This is a genomic window from Streptomyces sp. NBC_00162, from assembly GCF_024611995.1.
Lineage (GTDB): Bacteria > Actinomycetota > Actinomycetes > Streptomycetales > Streptomycetaceae > Streptomyces.
The window spans coordinates 5,474,248-5,494,258 of sequence record NZ_CP102509.1 but is presented as its reverse complement, the minus strand read 5'-3'; the positions used below and the strand labels follow the sequence as shown (position 1 = coordinate 5,494,258).

Below are 20,011 nucleotides of genomic sequence, written 5' to 3'. Positions count from 1 at the left end.
ACGGCGGTCAGTGGTGCGGCTCGGTGGTGCTGAAGCCGTGCGCCCGCAGCGGGGCGCGGGCGCCGTCGAGGATGGCGTGGGCCTGGGTGAGGGCTGCGGCTTCCGAGGCGGCGCGCAGGAAGAGGTAGACGTCCACGCCGTCGGCGGCGGCTTTGGCCCGCAAGTGCTCGAGTCCGTGCGCCGCGGGAGTGTGGGCCCAGATCAGATCGGAGACGAGCGCGAGCACCGCCCTCTCGTCAGGGTCATGACAAGGCCCTGAGAGGGAGGCCCGGATGACGCGCATGCCGGCTAGTCCCAGTTGATGCTGTCCGTGATGGACGTGGGCGCCGTGTCCCAGTTGATGCTGCCGTCACCGGAGGCGCTGATGTGGTGGCTTTCGGCGGAGGCGGTCACCGAGGTGATGGTGGTGACGGCGGCGGCGCACAGGGCGGTGAAGACGGCGGCGACAGCGGCGAAGCGGGCGGTGCGGGACATGGTTTCCCCCAAGGTCACAGGCTCGGATGCGATGCGGTCGGTGCGGTGTGCTGCGCGCTGATCCGGATCGTCCTTGCGGCTCTGGCCTGAGTCGGGGACTTTCGTCCCCGCCGTCCCGGTGAACACCATGTTGCTGCCCCCGGACCCTGCGAAGAAGAGGTTCCGGCTGTCACCAACAGGCCTGGCACCTTGGTGCCAGACTTCCCCTACGATCACGGAGGCGGCGCTCGCCGGGGGCGGCCCAACTACAGCCGGGGGGCTGGGACATGCTGCAAACGCTGGGTCTCGGAGCCGAAGTGGAAGCCGTGTACCGGGGCATGCTGGCCGACCCTTCGGGAGGCATCGCCGAGCTGAGCACCCGCCTCGGCCTCACCCAGGCGCAGGTCCGCGAGGGCCTGGACCGGCTCGTCGACCTCGACCTGCTCAGACCGTCACGGGACAGCCCGGGCGCGCTGCGCGCGGTGAGACCCGAACGGGGCCTGGAACTGCTGCTGCGCCGCCAGGAGGAGGAGCTGGCCCGGCAGCAGCAGGAGCTGGCCCGCAGCAAGGCCGCCGCGGCGCAGGTGGTCTCCGAGTTCGCGGAGCTCAGCCCGAACACCGAGGTCGACGGCGCGGAACGGCTCGTGGGGATGGACGCCATCCAAAGCCGACTGGAGCAGCTCGCCCATGGACTGACCCGGGAATGCCTGGCGATCCTGCCGGGCGGCGCGCTGTCCGAGGCGAGCCTGGAGTCCTCCCGGCCGCTGGACCAGCGTGCGCTGGCCCGCGGCATCGAGATGCGCTCGGTGTACCAGGACAGCGCCCGCAACGATCCGACGACGCTGGCCTACGCCCGATGGCTGACCGAGCAGGGCGGCCAGGTCCGCACCAGCCCGCTCCTTCCGCCACGCCTGCTGATATTCGACCGCGCCGTGGCGGTCGTCCCGATCGACCCCGACCACTCCCGCCTGGGCGCCCTGTGCACCAGCGCGCCGGGGATCGTGGCCTCCCTGGCCACCCTGTTCGAGCAGACGTGGGCGGCCGCCGTACCCCTCGGAGCCGACCGCCCCCGCCCCAGCGACACCCGCCCCACCGCGACGGAACTCGAGCTGCTGAAGCTCCTGGCCTCCGGCATGACCGATGAGGCGGCCGGTAAGCGCCTCGGGGTGTCCTTGCGTACCGTCAGGCGCCAGATGTCCGCCCTGATGGAACGCCTCCACGCGACGAGCCGCTTCGAAGCCGGCCTCAAAGCGGCCCAGCAGGGCTGGCTCTAGAGGCTTCGCACGAAGGTGGTGAACGCCTCCGGGGCCACGGTGAAGGCCGGGCCTTCGGGGTTCTTGGAGTCCCGGACGGCCACACCGCACGGCTGTGCGGCTACCTCGACGCAGTCTCCGCCTGTCCCGCCGCTGTACGAAGCCTTGCGCCAGGCGGCTCCGCCGACGGGGGCGCACTCCACGCAGTCGCCACCGCTGGAGCCGCTGTAGGACGACTTACGCCACAGCGCGCCCGCCAGGTTCTGGTTGCTTCCCATAGCGTTCCTCCATTACGCGAGCGATCAGCTCTGCCGACGCCCGGGGAGAGAGGGACTCGGCCTGCAAGCGAGCGTAACCGACCGAACGCTCCTTGATCACTTGCGGGTTGGCCGTCATATGGCCGCAGTCGTAGCTCTCGCTGTAGTGGATGTCCGGGTCGCCGTCGAACCGCAGAAGGTTGAACGAGCCCATCATTCCCGCGTGCTGGCCCGCCTTGAAGGGCAGCACCTGGATTTCCAGCCACTGGCGATCCTGAAGGCTCAGCAGGTGGGCCAGCTGGTTGCGCATGACCTCGCGGCCACCGATCTCCCGGTGGAGCGCCGCCTCGTCCAGCACCACCCACAGCACCGGCGGATTATCGCGGGCCAGCATGCGCTGCCGATCCATGCGCGCTGCGACGGCAGCGTCGAGCGTATCGGGCTTCTCGACGCCCATAACGGCCCGCGCATAGTCCTCCGTCTGCAGGAGCCCGTACACCAACTGGCACTGGAAGATGGAAATGAACGTCGCCCGCGCCTCCATCTCCGCGTACGCCTGGAACCACGTCGGCAAGACGCTCCGCAGGACCAGCCCCACCAGTCGGGAGAAGTGCCCGTCCGTGCCGAGCGCCGCGTCCACGCGTTCCGAGAAGTCGCGCGTGGGGACCCTGCGGCCGTTCTCGACCATGCCGATCAGGGAGCCCGTGCAGTAGATGATGTCGCCCAGCTGCGACTGCTTCAGCCCGGCCCCTTCTCTCAGGCGGCGCAGTTCGTAGCCGTAGTAGTCCAGCGGCGAGGCACTGGGATCGATTTCACGGGCCTGAACCATGAGACGGCACCCCCAAGCGGAGAACGAACTTGTCGCCGAGCGTAGCGATATCGACACGCAGCGGTGTCGGGAATCCGGCAACCATGTGACACACCTCCGCCCCACACCCGGGAGGCGGGGGCGGGGCGGAGGCGTCGCTCGGCGCGGGGTGGGGGGAGATCAGCAGGCGCCGAGGTCCTTCCAGACACCCCATTCACCGGTGGTGCCCGGCGTCTCGTTCTGCGTCCACCACTGGGCCTTGTACTTGCGGCCGTTGTAGGAGACCTCGTTGCCGGCGGTGTAGACCGTGCCCGCGACGTACGCCAGGGTCGAGCCGCAGCCGGTGGGCGGCTGGGTCGCCGGAGGCGTCGTGGTCGGCGGGGTGGTCGTCGGAGGCGTGGTGACCGGCGGCTGCGTGGTCCCGCCGAGGGCGTCCGAGATCTGGTTCAGCAGCGTGGTGTTGTTGTCAAGGCCGAGCAGGGAGTACATCATCGCGCCGGCCAGGCCGCGCTGCTTGCCGTAGTCGACCCGGGCCTGGATGGACTTCTGGTTGAGGCCGGTGAAGAACTCGCCGTCCTTGTAGAAGTACGAGGCCTTGGCCTGGTCGTCCCAGAAGGTGCTCGCCGAGTTGTCGACGATGCCGCCGAGCTCCTTGTAGTTGGCGATGCCGGCCTGCTGGCTGGTGGGACGGGCGGCGGAGGCGCCGGTCGCGCTCTGGGCGAGGCCGTTGTTCGCCCCGGCGGGGACGCCCTTCCAGCCGCGGTAGTAGAACTCGTAGCCCAGGGTCAGCTTGCTGGCGGGGAAGCCGCCCGTGATCCCGTAGGCCGGGTTGCCGTCGATCCAGGAATCGATCGCGTTGTCGATGCTGTACTTCTGCGTTCCGGGGGCGATCACGTCGGTGGGGTCGCCCGCCGGGGAGTAGAGCGGGGACTGGTGGTACGTCGGCCCGTCGCCGTCCCAGGCGCCGTGCATGTCGTACGTCATGATGTTCGCGTAGTCGAGGTACGCGCCGATCTTGTCCGTCTCGATGTACTTGATCTTGTCCTGGCCGGCCGGGAGGGCGGAGGTCAGCAGGTACTTCTTGCCGCCGTTGGCCGTGCCGTAGGCGTCGAGCTGCTCACGGAACTCCTTGAGCAGGAGCGTGAAGTTCTGCTTGTCCTCGGGGGCGTAGTGGTTGCCGAGGTGGCCGCCCGCCGAGCCCGGGTACTCCCAGTCGATGTCGATGCCGTCGAAGATGCCGGCCGCCGCGCCCGCGCCGCCGTAGCCGCCCTCGACCGGCAGGTTGCCCTTGATGTACTGGTCGATGCAGGAGGAGACGAGCTTCTTGCGGGAGGCGTCGGTCTTCGCCGCGTCACTGAAGAACTTCGAGTACGTCCAGCCGCCGATCGAAATGTTGATCTTCAGGTGGGGGTACTTGGCCTTCAACTGCTTGAACTGGTTGAAGACGCCGACGATCGGCTGGTCCCACTTGTCGGCGACCCCGCTGACGCTGTCCGCCGCACTGAAGGACTTCTGGTAGTCGGCGTACGAGTCGCCCGCGCCGTCACCGGCGTTGGGGTTGTTGTCGTCGCCCGCCGCCTTGTTCGCCTCGAAACAGGTGAGGTTGGTGGGGTGGATGTTGCCGAACGAGTAGTTGATCACGTCCAGCTTGCCCGCTATCCCCCGCGTGTCGAGGTGCTTGGGGTAGAAGGCGTTCCCGTACACGCTCCACTGGTCGTAGTAGGCGATGCGGACGCCGCCGGCTGAGGCGGTGACGGAGGCGTCGGCGGCCTGGGCCGTACCGAGCCCCGCGAAGGAGGCGAGCGCACCGGCTGCCAGCGCGGCCGTGGCGGCGGCCGCGATGAGGGGTTTACGGATGTGCATGAACCGGCTCCGTGGGGGTGGGAGGGGAGAGCATCAGCTTCAGGTGAGAGAAGTGATAGCGATCGCTCCGTGCCCCAGTCAATGGTTTGGACCAAAGAAGGACTAGACCACTGAGCAACCAAACATGCTCGTCAGAGACCTGAGCGCACATCAGAAACCGCTCGCCACCCCGGGTGACGAGCGGTTTAAGGGTGCCTTAGGACACCCTCCGGCAAGGTTTCGGCAACAAACCAGCCGAACCCCGTTCGCCTGCGGTCACACCTGGACCGAGCCCTCCGCCGGCAGCCCGTACGCATCTGCGACGAGTGCATAAGAACGCAACCGGGCCGCTCCGCTGTGGGCGTTGGCGGTCAGCATCAGCTCGTCCGCGCCCGTCCGCTTGGCGAGGCCGTCGAGCCCGTCGCGCACCTCGTCGGGGGTGCCGTGCACGATGTTCGCCAGCCAGCCGTCCACGAACTCCCGCTCCAGCGGGGAGAACGGGTACGCCGCCGCCTCCTCGGGCGTCGGGACCAGCCCGGGCCGCCCGCTGCGCAGCCGCAGCATCGACAGGGCGCCCGTCAGCACCTGGGCGCGGGCCTCCGCCTCGGTGTCCGCGGCCAGCGCCGAGACCCCTATGAGGGCGTACGGGGCGTCCAGGACGGCCGAGGGGCGGAAGCTCTGCCGGTAGAGGTCGAGCGCGGGCAGGGTGCCGGCCGCCGAGAAGTGGTGGGCGTACGCGAAGGGCAGGCCGAGCTGGCCAGCGAGGCGGGCGCTGAAGCCGGAGGAGCCGAGCAGCCACAGCGGCGGCCGCCCGGCGGGCCCCTGCACGGGGCCCGGCACCGCGTGCACGCGGGCGTACGGGTGCCCGTCGGGGAAGTCGTCGTCGAGGAAGCGGGTGAGCTCCGCGAGCTGCCGGGGGAACTCCTCCGCGGCCTCGTCGAGACGGCCGGGCCCGCGCAGTGCGGCGGCCGTGCGCCCGTCGGTGCCGGGAGCCCGGCCGAGGCCGAGGTCGATCCGCCCCGGCGCGAGCGCCTCCAGGGTGCCGAACTGCTCGGCGATGGCGAGCGGGGCGTGGTTGGGCAGCATGACCCCGCCCGAACCGAGCCGGATGCGGGAGGTGTGCGCGGCGAGGTGGGCCAGGATCACGGCCGGGGAGGAGCTGGCGACCCCGGGCATGGAGTGGTGCTCGGCGATCCAGTGCCGGTGGTAGCCGCGGGACTCGGCGAGCCGGGCGATGTCCACGCTGGTGCGCAGGGAGGCGTGGGCGGTGCTGCCGGCGCCCACGGTGACGAGGTCCAGGACCGAGAGCGGTACGGGTGCGCTGCCCCGGGCCGTGCCGTGGATGGCGTCGCCGCCCTCCTGTCGATACGCGTCCCCGGTGTCACTCATCGTCGCTCCCGTCTCGGTTCCTCGTCCGTACGACATCCGTACGACATCCGTACGAAGAACTCGAACCGTCGGCGGTGCCTGGGCATTCCCGGCCCACCGGGGCAGTGGGCATGCCCGTGGCATATGCCAATGGAGTAGATCCTGGCAGGGCGACGTGATTGAGCCATCAATCTCCTCAACAGGCGCTCCACATGGGCCTCTTGATGGCTATCGTGGTAGGGCAAGCGGTAACAACCTGGTAGGGGGAAACCGTGGCGCTGAAGCCCGAGCCGACCGCGCCGTTCCACTCGGTGCAGTACGCACTACGCGTACTCGAAACGATCGCACGGCACACCGGTGGTGTGACCGATGTGCAGATCGCGCGTGAGACCGGCCTGCCCGCAGTCCATCTCGCCCCGATGCTGCTCATGCTGCGCCGGGAGGGATATGTCCTGCAGGTGTCCGACGGCGCCTATGCCATAGGGGACTCCCTCGTCCTGCTCGGCTCCGGCGTCGACCGTCAGCAAGCGCTGACGGACAAGCTCCAGGAGACCCTTGACCGGCTGCGGGACTCCGTGGGGGCGGCGGTCTACATCAGCCGGTACGTGGACGGCGAGGTCAGAATCACGCAGTTCGCGGACAGCCCGCGCACCCCGAAGGTCCACGAGTGGGTCGACTTCCGCTCCGCCGCGCACGCCAGCGCGGTCGGCAAGTGCCTGCTGACCCAGCTCGACCTGAACGGGCGGCGCGACCACCTGTCCCGCCACAAGATCGCGCGGCTCACGTCGAAGACGATCGTGAACGAGCGGATCCTGTTCTCCAAGCTGGACGCCCAGCCGGCCACCGTGCCGATGCTCGACCTCCAGGAGTACGCCGTGGGCACCGTCTGCGCGGCGGTCCCGATCACGGCCGGGGCCTCGGTGGGCTGCCTGGCCCTGTCGATGCCGGTCGAGCACGCGCACCGGCTGCGGGCCGCGGCGGACACCCTGAACCGGAAGGCCGCGCCGCTGCTGCTGTCGCTCACCCTGTAGCACTCTCCGGCGAGGGCGCCGGAAAACACTTCGGGCGGTTCCCGGTGAACCGGAAACCGCCCGAAGGACAGGTGCGCCGCCAGGGACTCGAACCCCGGACCCGCTGATTAAGAGTCAGCTGCTCTAACCAACTGAGCTAGCGGCGCCTGCTGACAGAGAAAATACTACCTGGTCCTCAGGGGTGCTCAAAACCATTACCCGGCAGCGGCGCCGCGCCCTAGCGGTCCAGCAGGTCCGCCCGGCCCTGGGCCTCGTACGCGGCCAGGAGTGCGGCGCGGCCGGGCTCGGACAGGGGGCGGTATCGCCCGGTCGGGAGGCGGTGCCAGACCGGGTCGGGGCAGAGGAAGCCGGCGCGGCGCAGGGCCACGCGGTGGACCTTGTTCGTCGCCGTGACCGGCATGGCCTGCACGATCCTGACGTACCGCGGGGACATCTTCGTGCCCAGGTCCGGCTGCGCGGCCAGGAACGCCGCGAACGCGTCGGGGTCGAAGCCGGCCCCCTCCCGGAGGGCGACGGCGGCCATCACCTGGTCCCCGGCGACCTCGTCCGGGACCGCGTACACCGCGACCGCCGCCGCGTCGGCCCAGCGCGCCAGGATGTTCTCGATCACCGCCGCGGCCAGGTTCTCGCTGTCGACCCGCAGCCGGTCGTCCGTACGGCCCGCGAAGTACAGGAAGCCCGCCGCGTCGCGGAAGAAGAGGTCGCCCGTCCAGTACCAGCCCTCCCGCGTACGGGCGGCCTCCGCGTCCGGGTTGCGCCAGTACCCCTCGAACAGGCTGCGGCCCCGGTTGACCAGTTCGCCGATGGCGGCCGAGCCGTTCAGCAGGCGGCCGTCCGCGTCCAAGACCGCGGCCGGGCACTCGGCGCCCGTCTCCGGGTCGATCACCGCCAGGTCGTCCCCCTCCCCCGCCCGGCCCAGCGCGCCCGGCGGGGTGTCCGGCGTGTGCTGGACGGAGGCGCCGCCCTCGGTGGCCCCGTAGCCCTCCACCAGCGGGACGCCGAACCGTTCGGCGAAGCGCGCCGCGTCCACCGCCCCGGCCTCGGTGCCGAAGCCGAGCCGCAGGGTGTGCTCGCGGTCGTCGGGGCGGGGCTCGGTGGCCAGCAGGTACTGGACGGCCCGCCCGACGTAGGTGAAGTACGTCACTCCGTACGCCCGCACGTCGTCCAGGAACGCGGAGGCGGAGAAGCGCCGGCGCAGCGCCACCGACGCCCCGCCCGCGAGCGCCGGGAGCCAGTCGGCGATGACCGCGTTGCCGTGGAAGAGCGGCATGCAGACGTAGTGGACGTCCTGCGGGGTGACCGAGAAGCGCCGGGCCAGCGCGGACCCGGCCGCCGCGAGCCGGCCCTGGGTGCAGATGGCGGCCTTGGGGGCGCCGGTGGAGCCGGAGGTGAAGTAGAGGAGCAGCCGGGAGGACGGGCCGGGGGTGCCCAGCGTCGCCTCGCCGGGCTTGGCGGCGGCATAGGGGGCGAGCAGGGCCTCGTACTCCTCGGTGCCCGTGACCAGGAGGCGTACGCCCGGCAGGTCGAGGCCGCGCAGCAGCGGCAGGTGGGCGGGCTCGGTGACCAGGATCCGGCAGTCGGTGTGCAGGATGTCGCGCGCCAGCTCGGGACCGCGCCGGGTGGGGTTGATCCCGGCGACGGCGGCCCCCGCGAGGGCCGCCGCGCCGAGCCAGAACGGGAACTCGGGGGTGTTGTCCAGCAGCACCCCCAGGTGCGGCTCGGCCCCCGGAGGCATCAGGTCGACGAGGAGCGCGGCGCGCGCGGCGGCCTCCTGGGCGGTCCGGTGGTGGCTGAGGACGGTGTGTCCGGTGTCCTCGTACTTCAGCCCCGGCCGGTGGTCGCCCCATTGGCGCGCCACGAGCTCCGCGACGGTCTCGGGTGCAGTCGTCGTCCGCATGCCGCCGGAGATTAGCTGACGTTACGTCAGAACTGAACGTCGGAGCAGGCGTAGAAGGCGTTGGCCGTGTCGTTGACGGTCCAGACCGCCAGGATCATGTGACGGCCGGTCCGGCCGCTCGGCATGGCGCCCTGGTGGACGGTGGTCATGGCGGGCCGGGCGCCGTTGTAGGCGACGGTGAGGAAGGGCTGGGGTTCGAGGTCGGCGCGGGTGAGGGCCTTGGTGCCGTTCCAGCCGTTCTTGGTGACGTAGTACTTGAAGTCGGTGGTGGAGTGGTTGGCGGTGAACTGCCACCGGAAGCTGTAGCTCTGCCCGCTGGTGACCTTGGTGGTGGGCCAGGCGCCGCCGCGCGGGTTGTCCAGCTCCGCGAACTGCGGGAGACCGGCGGAACATATCTTGCCGTCGGCGGGCCCGGCGGCCGGGAAGCCCTTGAGGCCCTCGACGCTCTGCGGTTCCCACTGGATGGCGCCGCAGTCGGAGACGGTCTTGTTGGCGCAGAGCTTCTGGCGGCTGATGGGGGTGTCGGTGTAGCCGTGACTGCTGGCGCTGGGGGCGCTGAGGAGGCTTATTCCGGCGACGAGGCCGAGGCCGAGCGCGGCGGCGCCCGCCCGTCCGGGCATGCGGAGGTTACGCATGATGCTCCTTGAACGTGGGGGGAGTTCGGCGAGAGCGTGCGCACGCGTGGGGATGATGTTCAGATCTGTCGGATCTTAGGTCTAGACCAAGTCTCAGACTATTGACGGGAGTTGGCCATGTCCATACCAAACGAAGAACGGGTGGTCCGGTCCGATCCGGCCACCCGTTCCTCCCGTACCGCCGGACCCGCTACTCGCAGCGCCCCGTGTAGAAGGCGACCGTGAGGTCCTTCACCAGCGCCTTGCGCTCGTAGTCGTCGAGCTCGACGAGCCCGCGCGAGGTCAGCCGGTGGACGGTGTCGTCGACGGCGTCCACGACCGAGGTCAGCACGGTGTCCCGGTGCTTGGCGTCGATCGCCGCGACCCGGCGGCGGCGCATGGCCTCGGCGACCTCGGCCGCGTACTCGATCCGGGTCGGCTGGGCCGAGAACACGTCGATCCCGACGGCCTCGGTCTCCGCCGCCAGCATCCGGGTCAGCGCGTCACCGACGGCCTCGGCGTCGCGCAGGGTCGGGGCGTCCTCGTGGAAGGCGTCGGCGGGGAGCTGGGACAGCACGCGGGCCATGGCGGATTCGACCTGTTCGGCCAGGTACTCCACGTGGTCCGCGACGGCCAGGGCTGCCCTGGCGGTGTCCTTGACCTGCCAGACGACCTGGACGACGACCTGGAGGGCGAGCCCGCCGGAGTCCACGGCGGGCATGGGCTCGCTGCGCCAGTGCCGCAGGCGTACGTCGACCCGGCGGCGCAGCAGCAGGGGGCTGATCCAGGTGAGTCCCGTACGGCGGACCGTGCCGCGGTAGCGGCCGAAGAGGGTGAGCACCCAGGCATGGCCGGTGCGGGAGCGGCCGAGTCCGCCGAGGGCGAGGAGCGCGACGATGCCGAGGAAGGCGAGCGGGGGCCAATGCGTGGCACGCAGTCCCTGGTAGGCGCGCGGGGTCGCGCCGAAGGCGGCCACGATCGTGGCGGGGACGGCCCCGGCCCGCCAGAGCACGGCCGTGCAGCCCGCGAGGGCGAGCCCGCCGATGCCCACGCCGATCCAGCCGGGCAGCACGGGGCCGCGGTGCTCCCGGAGCCGGTCGTCACCCCGGGGGACCCGGCGGCCGGGGGCGGGGCGGGGGGCGACGGCCGGCCGGGGGGCGGGGGCCGAGCGGGCCGGAGCGGCGGCCGGAGCGGGCAGGCGCTTGGGCTCACCGTGGAACGGCAGGTGCACCGGCACCTCGGTGACGGCGGCGCCGCGCAGCGGTGGGGCCGGGGGGACGGGGATGTCCTGGGGGTCGTCCTCGTCCTCCTTCTCCTTCTCCAGGCCGCGCGCCACGGCCTGGGCGACGATCTCGGCCACACCGGGCCCGGGCACACCGGAGTGCGCGGCTTCGGCTTCGGCTTCGATCTCGACTTCGGGCTGGGGGTCCGGCTCGGGCTCGGGCTCCGGCAGCTCCGCGGATGGTGCGGCGGCCTCGGCGTCGGTGATCCGCAGGCGCAGGGTGGCCACTCCGGCGTGGGCCGCCTCGTCCTGCGGGTGCGGGATGTCCAGGCCCGCGTGCACCGGTTCGGGCTCGGCCTGGGCCCGGGCGGCCGGTACCTCGGGCACGGCCGCCAGCAGGACCGCCGGCGTGGTGGCCCAGCCGGTCGAGGTCTCGCCCGAAACCGAGACCGGAAGCGAGGCCGGAACCGGAACCGCCTCGCGGGGCGCGGCGACACCCCACACCGGCGCCGGAACAGGGGCGGGAACAGGGGCGGAAGCAGGGACGGGAACGGGAGCGGGAACGGGAGCGGGAGCGGCGACAGGAGCGGGGCCGGCCACCGGTGGCACCCGGAAGGTGCCCGTGGCCGAGGTGGTGCGCGTGGGGTACATCGTGTCCTCCGTCATGCGAACAGCCGGCGCCAGGTTTCCGGGCCCGGGTAGCCGTTGGCCGAGGCACCGCGCCAGCCCTGCGCGCGCTGGAAGGCCTCGACGTTGCGGCGGTCCGCCTCGCTCCAGCGAGGCCCCGGACCGGATGTGTAGTGCTTGCCGAAGCCCTTCTTGATCAGTTGGCGGCCGAGGGCGGTGATCGCCTCGTGCGACCGGCCCGGGCGGAACACCGAGGCCCCGGGGTAGGCCCGTACGCCGCCAGGCCCCGGCGCGGCCCCGACCGTCGGCGGGATGTCGATGCCCTGACGCTCGACCAGCAGGCGCCAGGTGTGCGCGCCGGGGGTGCCGTCCGCGTCGGCGCCCGTCCAGCCCTGGGCGCGCTGGAAGGCCTGGGTGGCGAGCTTGTCGTGGTCGCTCCACGTCCGGTCGGCCACCCCCTTGGGGTAGAACCGGTACGCGCCGCGCTCGATCAGCATCCGGCCCAGCTGGGCCACGTGGTCGTTGGTCTGGCCCGGGGCGAACTTCGCGGCGCCCGGGAACACCGTCGAGTCCCCCGGCTTGGGGCCCGGCACCGGCTCTTCGGGCAGGATCCCGCCCGTGACCCCGTTGAACCGGTAGGGGATGTACTTCGTCGCGTTGGCCCAGTACCCGTAGGGCGTGGCCAGCTTGCGCGTCGTGGGCCGCGTCTGCTCGTACGCGATGTAGTGCGTCTGCGTCTCGTCGACCCAGCCGCCGAAGACGACCACGTGCGAGCCGTTGTTGGGGTCCGCCGGGTTGTGGAAGAGGAGCATGTCCCCCGGCAGCAGATCGGCCTTGGTGATCTTGGTGGCGAACTTGTCGAGGCTGCCGGTCCACTCGTTCGTACCAAGGTTCCAGACCATCGAGACGTAGCCCGAGCAGTCCTGCCGGTATCCGTCCGTCCAGTACTCGGACATGCTGTACGGGACCTTCGCGTCCAGCCACAGCTTCGCCCGGTTGATGATCGTCGTCCGGTCGATCCGCTTCAGGCCGGAGGGCGCCCCGGGCTTGCCGACCGGGCCCTTCTTCGGGCCGTGCAGCGGGGCGCGCCCGCCCTGCGGGGAGCCGGGGTCGTCCAGGGCCACCGGCCCGGTGGCCGGGGTGGTCACCGCCACCGCGGCCGCGCCGCCACCGCCGAGGACCACACCGGCGGCGGTGGCCAGGACCAGCGCCCGGCGGGCCCCTCGAGCGGCGGGGTGACCCCCGTCCCGCAGCGGTATGGCCCGCGCGCGGGCAAGGGCGCGGCGGCGCTGGGCGCACCCCCGGCACGCGCAGTCGCCCGCGGGCTCGTACTCCTCGAAGGCGGGCATCGGCATCGGCGTCTGCACATGCGTCGGAGGCTGCATCGTCATGCGGTTCCGTCCACTCCCCTGCTCGTCCACTGGTCAGCCGGAACCACATCTGGCGGGTCATCAGATGCGGCACGGCCACACATATCGTGCACGACAAACCCCGTAAACATGGGTTAATCGGACAAGGCGGGCGTGGCTGGTCACGAGCACCGCTCGAGGTGGGGTAGAGTTTTCCCTGTCAGCAAGCGCCGCTAGCTCAGTTGGTTAGAGCAGCTGACTCTTAATCAGCGGGTCCGGGGTTCGAGTCCCTGGCGGCGCACAGACGGAAGAAGCCCCTCGCAGCGAAAGCTGCGAGGGGCTTCTTCGTTTCGCCCGGTTCACCCGGTTCACCGGTTCACCCGGCGAGACACTCCCTACGCCGCCGTGCCCGGCCGGACCCCGGCGCCCGTCAGATAGGCGGAGACCACCACGTTCGCCGTGTACTCCTTGGCCGTCTTGTCATAGGAACCCCCGCAGGTCACCAGCCTCAGCTCGGCGCGGCCCTTCACCCGCTGGCCGTACGCCTTGTGCGGGTCGAAGGCCGCACGCTCGTAGACCCGTACGTCCTCGATGGTGAACTCGGCGACCGAACCGTCCGCCCGCACCACCCGCACCTTGTCGCCCGGCTGCGCCGAGCTCAGGCCGTAGAACACCGCCGGCTTGGACTTCGTGTCCACGTGCCCCACCATCAGCGCGGCCCCGGCGGCGCCGGGCTGCACACCGTTGCTCCACCAGCCCACCGTGCCCGGGCTTTCGTACGGGGGCGCCTCGATCGCGCCGTCCGCGTCCAGACCCCGGGAGATCACCGGGGCCTGGATGCCTATGGAGGGCACGTCGACGCGCTGCGGCAGGGCCCCGGCCAGGGGGGCGCGGGCCGCGGGCAGAACCGGGCCCACCACCCCGCCGGCCTGGCCGGTGAGAGGGGCCGGGACCCCGGTGATCTGCCGGCCCCACAGCCACAGGCCCAGGACCAGCACCGTCCAGGCGGCGAAGGTCAGCAGTCGGCCACTGCCGGAGGACTTGCCCTCGCTCATGCGCCCCTCGCTCGTGCGCCACTCGTTCATGCGCCGCTCGTTCCGTCGCCGCTCGCCCGGTCTGCGTCCCGTCCGTTCAGTCGCCGCTGCGGCGGCGGCGCAGGGCCAGCGCCCGGCCCGCGACGGCCAGGGTGGCGGCGGCGGCCAGGACGGCGCCGATCACCGTATGCGGGAGCCCGGGACCGTCGTCGCCGTGGTCCTTCTTGGCCGCAGCGGCCAGCCGGGAGCTCTCCGCGAGTTCGGCGGACATGCCGCCGCCGCCCGCGTGGACCGGCCAGACCGGCGAGGGGTGATGGCTCGGCCGGTGGTGGGCGATCTCGATGGAGCCGCTGACCTTGTCGTGGCCGTCGCAGGTCACCCGCACGGAGTGCCGGCCCGGCTGGACGTGCGAGCTGATGATCGCCTCGCCGTAGAGCGGGCTGCGGCCGCTGTCGCGGCCGTACAGTTCGGCGTCCGCCACGAAGACGGAGGACTTGGCCGCGCCCCTGGTTCCGTCGCAGCCGCTGACGCGCAGCTTGACCTGCGCTCCCGGGTGGGCCGGGTCCGGCTCGACCGAGATGCTGCCGCGGTCGCCGCTGCCACCGCGGTCCTCCTCACCCGCGAGGGCGGTGGGCGCGGTCACCGCGGAGAACGCCGTCAGGGCGACGGCCACCCCGGCGGCACGGAGAGCGATGTGAACACTGCGCATGGTGAACCTCCTCAACAAGGAGATTCACGCGCGGGACGCCGCCCCGCATCCGGAGCGGCGCCGTACGTGTCAGCCGTACGACTTACACGAGGTCCACCAGGTCGGCGATCGAGTCGACCGTCCTGGTCGGGCGGTACGGGAACTTCTCGGTGTCCGCGACCGAGGTCAGACCGGTGAGGACGAGGAAGGTCTGCATGCCCGCCTCCAGGCCGGCCAGCACGTCGGTGTCCATCCGGTCGCCGATCATCGCGCTGGTCTCGGAGTGCGCGCCGATCGCGTTGAGGCCGGTGCGCATCATCAGCGGGTTGGGCTTGCCCGCGAAGTACGGCTTCTTGCCGGTGGCCTTGGTGATCAGTGCGGCGACGGCGCCGGTGGCCGGGAGCGGGCCCTCGGTGGAGGGGCCGGTCTCGTCGGGGTTGGTGCAGATGAAGCGGGCGCCCGCGTTGATCAGGCGGACGGCCTTCGTCATGGCCTCGAAGCTGTAGGTCCGGGTCTCGCCCAGGACCACGTAGTCCGGCTCGTGGTCGGTCAGGATGTAGCCGATGTCGTGCAGGGCGGTGGTCAGACCGGCCTCGCCGATGACGTACGCGGTGCCGCCGGGGCGCTGGTCGTCGAGGAACTTCGCGGTGGCCAGCGCGGAGGTCCAGATGTTCTCGACGGGGACGTCGAGGCCCATGCGGCTGAGGCGCGCCTGCAGGTCGCGGGGGGTGTAGATGGAGTTGTTGGTCAGCACCAGGAAGGGCTTGCCGGACTCGCGCAGCCGCTTGATGAAGGCATCGGCGCCGGGGATCGGGGTGCCCTCGTGGATGAGGACCCCGTCCATGTCGGTGAGCCAGGATTCGATCGGCTTGCGCTCTGCCACTGGACTGTTCTCCGCTCTCGGTGGCGTCTGACCTCTGTGACCTCTGGTCTCTACCACCCTATCGGGGCCGGGTCGGGGACGCTCCGTGCGTCCACGGCCCGGACCCCGGGGGCCTGGGCTCAGCCCAGGCGGACGTTGTCGACGGTCCAGTACCAGTTGTTGCTGCCGCTGTAGCGGAAGCGGATCTGGACGTCCGTGGCACCGGCCGGGACCTGGAGGTTCAGGGACTCGGTCTTGGCCACCGCGTCGGCGGTGTAGCTCTTGACGACGGAGGGCGCACCGCCGTTGTAGGAGACCAGAACCTGGGCGGTCTGCCCGGCCTCGTGGCGGTAGTGCGTCTGGAAGGACAGGTTCTTCGTGGTGCCTCCCGTGACCGCCCACTTCGGGGTGATCAGGGTGGAGTCGAAGCTGCCGGTGTGGGTCTTGTCGTCCCACTCGTCGGAGTCGGCGACGGCGAAGACGTCACGGGAGCGGACGTTCAGCTCGCGCCACTGGTCGCGCTGCGCCTGGCTCCAGAACTCGTCGGTCGCGAAGGCCCATCCGGCCCACTCGGTGACACCGCCCGTGCCCATCTTGGAGTTGTCGACGGACCAGCCCGCCGGCGGGGTGTGGGTGAAGCCCTTCACGCCGGCCGGGATGCCCGTCTCGTCCACGCGGGCCTGGAGATTGGGGCGCAGGGTGTCGAAGGGGTCGCTGTCGGGGGCATCCAGCGGGACGCCGTCCAGCGCGGCCGTGGGGACGCCGACCTGCGCGAGCGCGGTCGCGGCCACGTCGACCAGCTTCACGTCGTCCCGTACCGAACCGGCCGCGATGCCCGCGCCCTTGGCGATGACGAAGGTGCCGCGCTCCTGGATGGTGGAGCCGCCGTGGCCACCGGAGTTGGTGTGGCCGTGGTCGGTGGTGACCAGGATCTTCCAGTTCTCCTGGCTGTAGGTCGGGCGGTTCTGGACGGCGGTCAGCACCTGGCCGATCAGCGTGTCCACGCGGCCGATGGCGTCGAGGTACTGCTGGCTGGCGGCGCCGTAGGAGTGGCCGGCGACGTCGATCTCGCCGAGGTAGACGAAGGCGGCGTCCGGGTTCTGGCCCTGCAGTTCGGCGGCGGCCGCGGCGGCGATCTTGGGGTCCTCGCTGCCGTAGCCGTCGCGGTCGCCCTTGAGGGAGAGGCGCTTGTCGACCTTGGCGGAGAAGATCGGGCCGCCCGCATCGGTGGAGGTGATGGGCTCCCAGTCGGCGGCCGCGTAGGTGTTGAGCGCCGGCTTGGCGTTCTCGATGCGGGTCAGGAAGTCGGGGTAGGCGGTGTAGTTCTTGCCGGCGAAGGAGTTGTCCTTCACGCCGTGCTTGTCGGGCCACACGCCGGTGGCGATGGTGGACCAGCCGGGGCCGGAGGAGGTCGCGGCCATCGGGTTCGCGTACAGGGTGCTGCGGGCGGTCAGGCCCTGGGCCATCAGGCCCTTCAGGTTGGGGGCGTTGGCGGCCTTGACGCGGTCGAGGACCGCGCCGTCGATGCCGATGACGAGCACCTTGTCGGTGGTGGCCGCCGCGTCCGCGGCGCCGGCCGGGGTGGCCAGGGCGGAGGCGGCGATGAGGGCGGCGGCAGAGGCGGTCACGGCGATGACGCGTCGTCCGGGCAGGGCAGTGGACACGTACTCCTCCTGGGGAGCAAGTGAGCGGCGAAGGGTGCGGGGGCAATGCACCGAGCCCGGACCGAAGGGCATTTCGGTCCAGACCCGTTATGCAAGCGTCACTTTCCCGGACCAGGGTGGCCGGGAAGTAACCGATCAGCTGCCGGTTGCCGACTTCCACGCGTCGACGTAGCCGGTGAGGTTCGCGTCGATGTCGGCCCAGTTCGGCTCGAAGATCTCGACGCCCGTCATGATCTTGGTGAGCTCGACGGCGTTGGCGTCGGTCGGCTTGACGTCGGTGCGCGCCGGGAAGCCGCCGCCGACCCCGCTGACCAGCTGCTGGGCCTCCTCGCTGAGCAGGTGGTCGAGGAGCTTCTTGCCGTTCTCGGTGTGCGGGGCCTTGTCGACGAGGCCCGCCGCATACGGCAGGGCGAAGCTGGTGGGCTTGCCGCCCTCCTTCGCGGGGAACCAGATGCCCAGGTTCGGCATGGACTTGGACTGCGCGAAGTTCATCTGGACGTCGCCGTTGGCGACGAGCAGCTCGCCCTTGTCGGTCTTCGGCGCCAGCTTGCTGGTGGAGGAGGACGGGCCGACGTTGTTGGCCTGGAGCTTCTTCAGGTACTCGTTCGCCTGCTCCTTGCCACCGAAGTCGTGCATGGCCTTGATGAGGACGGCGGTGCCGTCGCCCGCGACGCCCGGGGTGGAGTACTGCAGCTTGCCCTTGTACTTGGCGTCCAGCAGCTCCTCCCAGGTCTTGGGGGCCTCGGCGAGCTCCTTCTTGTTGTAGATGAAGCCGAAGTAGTTGTTGACGACCGAGGTCCACTTGCCGTCGGCGGCCTTGTCGGCGCCGTTGACCTTCTCGGAGCCCTGCGGCTTGTAGGCCTGGAGGAGGCCCTTGCCGTCGGCCTGCTGGATGAAGGGCGGCAGGGTGATCAGTACGTCGGCCTGGGTGTTGGTCTTCTCGCGGACGGCACGCTGCACCATCTCGCCGGAGCCGCCCTCGACGTACTTGACCTCGATGCCGGTCTTCTTGGTGAAGTCGGCGAAGACCTTGTCGTACCAGCCGTCGCCCTTCTCGCTCTTGAGGCCGTCGGCGCTGTAGACGGTGACGACCTTCTCGCCGCCGTCCTTGCCGCCGGAGTCGGCGGTGGTGGAGCCGCCGCACGCGGTGAGTGAGAGGGCCAGGGCAAGGCTGCCGGAGACGGCGGCGGCGGTACGGAGCAGGAGCTTGCTGGGCATGGAACTTCCTTACGGGGAAAGGGAGTCAGCAGGGGATCAGCGAGGGGTTACGGCGGTGCGGGGGTGCGGGGTTCAGCGGTAGGAGGCTTTGGTGCGGATGCGGGAGACGGCCAGCAGCACGAGCAGGGTGGTGGCCATCAGGACCACGGCGACGGCGGATCCGCTGAAGAGCGAACCGCGGTCGGTGGCCGTGAAGATCCGGACCGGGAGGGGCATCCAGTCCGGCGGGTAGAGCATCATCGTGGCGCTCAGCTCGCCCATGGACAGGGCGAAGCAGAGCCCCGCCGCCGCGGTGAGGGACGGCAGCAGGAGCGGGAGTCTGACCCGCCACAGCACGTAGCCGGGGCGGGCGCCGAGGGAGGCCGCGGCCTGCTCGTACGCGGGGTCGAGCCGTACGATCGCCGCCGAAACCGACTGGTAGGCGAACGCCGTGACAAGGATCGTGTGCGCCAGGATGACGATCGAGCTGGTGCCGTTGAGGAGCAGCGGCGGCCGGCTGAAGGCCACGAGCACGGCGAGGCCGACGACCACGGACGGCACGGCGACGGGCAGCACGAACAGCGCGTCCAGGGACCGCTTCCCGCGCTTGCCGAGTGCGGCGCCGGCCAGCGCCGCCCAGGTGCCGACGGTGAGCGCGAGCAGGCTGGCGGCCACGGCGGTGACCAGGCTGGTGGTCAGGGCCTGGAGGGACTCGCCCTGCACGGCGGAGGCGTAGTTCGCGGTGGTCGGGCCGGAGGGGAAGGCGCCGGACCAGTGGGTGGCGAACGAGGCCGCGACCACGACGAGCAGGGGCAGGGCGAAGAGGGGCAGGAAGAGGAGGCCGAAGAAGCTCCAGACGGCCCACCGGCCGGTCTTGCTATGCACCAGCACGCTTGCTCACCACCCGGTAGAGGCCGAACAGGCCGACGGAGATCACGATGTTGACGACGGCGACCACGCAGGCGGCCGCGTAGTCGGATTCGAGGATCGCCTTGCCGTAGATAAGCATCGGGAGGGTCGTGACGTCCTTGGCTCCGGTGAACAGGACGATCCCGAACTCGTTGAGGCACATGACGAGGACGAGGCTGCCGCCCGCGGCCAGGGCCGGGAGCGCCTCGGGGAGGATCACCTGCCGGATGATCCGGGCGGGCCGGGCGCCGAGACCGGCGGCGACCTCCAGCTGGGCGGTGTCCAGCTGGGAGAAGGCGGCGAGCAGGGGGCGCATCACGAAGGGCGTGAAGTACGTGATCTCCGCGAGCAGGACGCCCCAGGGGGTGGTCAGGAAGTGGAAGGGCCCGTCGGCGGCGCCGGTGAAGTCGGTCCAGACGCCGTTGGCCATGCCGACGGTGCCGTAGATGAAGAGCAGGGCGAGGGTGATGAGGAAGGAGGGGAAGGAGAGGAAGACGTCGATGAACTTCGCGACGGCGCGGGCCCCCGGGAAGGGCACGAAGGCGATGACGAGCGCGAGCGCGAAGCCGAGGACGAGGCAGCCGGCGGTGGCTCCGACGGCGAGCCAGACGGTGGTCCCCAGGGCCTCGCGGAAGCTCTGCGAGGCGAAGACGGAGGCGTACGCGTCGAAGGCGCCGCCGCCGTTCTCGGGCGTGAGCGACTGCTGCACCACCAGTGCGAGGGGGTAGAGAAAGACGAGCGCGAGCACGGCGACGGGCGGCACGGTCCACACCCACCGGGGGATCCCGCGCCGAGCGCCGGCGCCGCCTCCGTTGTGCGGCTCCGCCGCGCTTTTCAGCCCCGCCGGCGTTTGAGGCGCGGGGTCCGGGGCGGAGCCCCGTGCCTCCCCGGAGGGGGCTTCACGCGTGGCCGGGACGGCCATGGCCCGGCGCGTGG

19 protein-coding genes and 2 tRNA genes are annotated in these 20,011 nt (G+C 71.0%); 3 read left to right on the top strand and 18 right to left on the bottom strand.

Translation table 11 applies throughout. The features are described from left to right. Positions 1-7: 7 nt before the first annotated feature. Both JIW86_RS25545 and JIW86_RS25540 read right to left on the bottom strand, forming a co-directional pair. On the bottom strand, positions 8-226 hold the full coding sequence (locus JIW86_RS25545; RefSeq protein ID WP_215147474.1) for a hypothetical protein: 219 nt from the start codon (positions 224-226) through the stop codon (positions 8-10). Positions 227-288: 62 nt separating this feature from the next. Beyond that, positions 289-474 (bottom strand): hypothetical protein, encoded by a 186-nt coding sequence (locus JIW86_RS25540; RefSeq protein ID WP_257556204.1) that lies wholly within the window; start codon positions 472-474, stop codon positions 289-291. A gap of 266 nt (positions 475-740) precedes the next feature. Between JIW86_RS25540 and JIW86_RS25535 the strand changes: the two genes are divergently transcribed. Next, entirely contained in the window at positions 741-1,727 is a 987-nt protein-coding gene (locus JIW86_RS25535; RefSeq protein ID WP_257556203.1) for a helix-turn-helix transcriptional regulator, read from the top strand. Here the strand turns inward: JIW86_RS25535 and JIW86_RS25530 are convergent. The 4 genes from JIW86_RS25530 to JIW86_RS25515 form a co-directional block, all read right to left on the bottom strand. Next, a complete protein-coding gene (locus tag JIW86_RS25530; protein WP_257556202.1) occupies positions 1,724-1,984 on the bottom strand; it encodes a DUF397 domain-containing protein in 261 nt (86 codons plus the stop codon). The two genes, JIW86_RS25535 and JIW86_RS25530, sit on opposite strands and share 4 nt — an antisense overlap. Continuing rightward, on the bottom strand, positions 1,944-2,792 hold the full coding sequence (locus JIW86_RS25525) for a helix-turn-helix domain-containing protein (protein WP_257556201.1): 849 nt from the start codon (positions 2,790-2,792) through the stop codon (positions 1,944-1,946). Before JIW86_RS25525 ends, JIW86_RS25530 begins: the two co-directional genes overlap by 41 nt. A 159-nt stretch (positions 2,793-2,951) precedes the next feature. After that, on the bottom strand, positions 2,952-4,634 hold the full coding sequence (locus JIW86_RS25520) for a glycosyl hydrolase family 18 protein (RefSeq protein WP_257556200.1): 1,683 nt from the start codon (positions 4,632-4,634) through the stop codon (positions 2,952-2,954). A gap of 255 nt (positions 4,635-4,889) precedes the next feature. Next, positions 4,890-6,002: an LLM class flavin-dependent oxidoreductase gene (locus tag JIW86_RS25515; RefSeq protein ID WP_257556199.1), complete on the bottom strand. Its 1,113-nt coding sequence runs from the start codon at positions 6,000-6,002 to the stop codon at positions 4,890-4,892. 251 nt (positions 6,003-6,253) lie between these two features. Between JIW86_RS25515 and JIW86_RS25510 the strand changes: the two genes are divergently transcribed. Beyond that, positions 6,254-7,012, top strand: coding sequence for an IclR family transcriptional regulator (locus JIW86_RS25510; RefSeq protein ID WP_215147493.1), 759 nt, complete (start codon positions 6,254-6,256; stop codon positions 7,010-7,012). A gap of 72 nt (positions 7,013-7,084) precedes the next feature. On the opposite strand, the gene JIW86_RS25505 is transcribed toward JIW86_RS25510, so the two are convergent. From JIW86_RS25505 to JIW86_RS25485, 5 genes are all read right to left on the bottom strand, one after another. Beyond that, positions 7,085-7,158: transfer RNA gene (locus JIW86_RS25505), tRNA-Lys, on the bottom strand. A gap of 71 nt (positions 7,159-7,229) precedes the next feature. After that, on the bottom strand, positions 7,230-8,909 hold the full coding sequence (locus JIW86_RS25500) for an AMP-binding protein (RefSeq protein ID WP_257556198.1): 1,680 nt from the start codon (positions 8,907-8,909) through the stop codon (positions 7,230-7,232). 26 nt (positions 8,910-8,935) lie between these two features. Beyond that, the gene (locus JIW86_RS25495; protein WP_257559440.1) at positions 8,936-9,529 is read right to left on the bottom strand and encodes a lytic polysaccharide monooxygenase auxiliary activity family 9 protein; all 594 of its coding nucleotides are present in this window, start codon (positions 9,527-9,529) and stop codon (positions 8,936-8,938) included. Positions 9,530-9,734: 205 nt separating this feature from the next. Then, positions 9,735-11,411 carry an SPFH domain-containing protein gene (locus JIW86_RS25490; RefSeq protein ID WP_257556197.1) on the bottom strand — a complete coding sequence of 559 codons (1,677 nt, stop codon included), beginning with the start codon at positions 11,409-11,411 and terminating at the stop codon, positions 9,735-9,737. Beyond that, positions 11,408-12,727: a peptidoglycan-binding protein gene (locus tag JIW86_RS25485; protein WP_257559439.1), complete on the bottom strand. Its 1,320-nt coding sequence runs from the start codon at positions 12,725-12,727 to the stop codon at positions 11,408-11,410. The genes JIW86_RS25490 and JIW86_RS25485 overlap by 4 nt, the downstream gene beginning before the upstream one ends. Positions 12,728-12,948: 221 nt before the next feature. Here JIW86_RS25485 and JIW86_RS25480 point away from each other — a divergent pair. Next, positions 12,949-13,022: transfer RNA gene (locus JIW86_RS25480), tRNA-Lys, on the top strand. 94 nt (positions 13,023-13,116) lie between these two features. Here the strand turns inward: JIW86_RS25480 and JIW86_RS25475 are convergent. From JIW86_RS25475 to JIW86_RS25445, 7 genes are all read right to left on the bottom strand, one after another. Further along, positions 13,117-13,806: a class F sortase gene (locus JIW86_RS25475; RefSeq protein WP_257556195.1), complete on the bottom strand. Its 690-nt coding sequence runs from the start codon at positions 13,804-13,806 to the stop codon at positions 13,117-13,119. Positions 13,807-13,852: 46 nt separating this feature from the next. Next, complete coding sequence (locus tag JIW86_RS25470; RefSeq protein ID WP_257556194.1) at positions 13,853-14,464, bottom strand: hypothetical protein; 612 nt, start codon at positions 14,462-14,464, stop codon at positions 13,853-13,855. 82 nt (positions 14,465-14,546) lie between these two features. Beyond that, positions 14,547-15,326 carry an HAD-IIA family hydrolase gene (locus tag JIW86_RS25465; protein ID WP_257556193.1) on the bottom strand — a complete coding sequence of 260 codons (780 nt, stop codon included), beginning with the start codon at positions 15,324-15,326 and terminating at the stop codon, positions 14,547-14,549. Positions 15,327-15,445: 119 nt separating this feature from the next. After that, positions 15,446-16,969: an alkaline phosphatase family protein gene (locus JIW86_RS25460; protein ID WP_257556191.1), complete on the bottom strand. Its 1,524-nt coding sequence runs from the start codon at positions 16,967-16,969 to the stop codon at positions 15,446-15,448. 135 nt (positions 16,970-17,104) lie between these two features. Further along, a complete protein-coding gene (locus JIW86_RS25455; RefSeq protein ID WP_257556190.1) occupies positions 17,105-18,187 on the bottom strand; it encodes a 2-aminoethylphosphonate ABC transporter substrate-binding protein in 1,083 nt (360 codons plus the stop codon). Between the two features lie 72 nt (positions 18,188-18,259). Next, positions 18,260-19,057: an ABC transporter permease gene (locus JIW86_RS25450; protein ID WP_257556189.1), complete on the bottom strand. Its 798-nt coding sequence runs from the start codon at positions 19,055-19,057 to the stop codon at positions 18,260-18,262. Then, positions 19,044-19,997 carry a 2-aminoethylphosphonate ABC transporter permease subunit gene (locus tag JIW86_RS25445; RefSeq protein WP_416237688.1) on the bottom strand — a complete coding sequence of 318 codons (954 nt, stop codon included), beginning with the start codon at positions 19,995-19,997 and terminating at the stop codon, positions 19,044-19,046. The genes JIW86_RS25450 and JIW86_RS25445 overlap by 14 nt, the downstream gene beginning before the upstream one ends. Positions 19,998-20,011 lie beyond the last annotated feature (14 nt).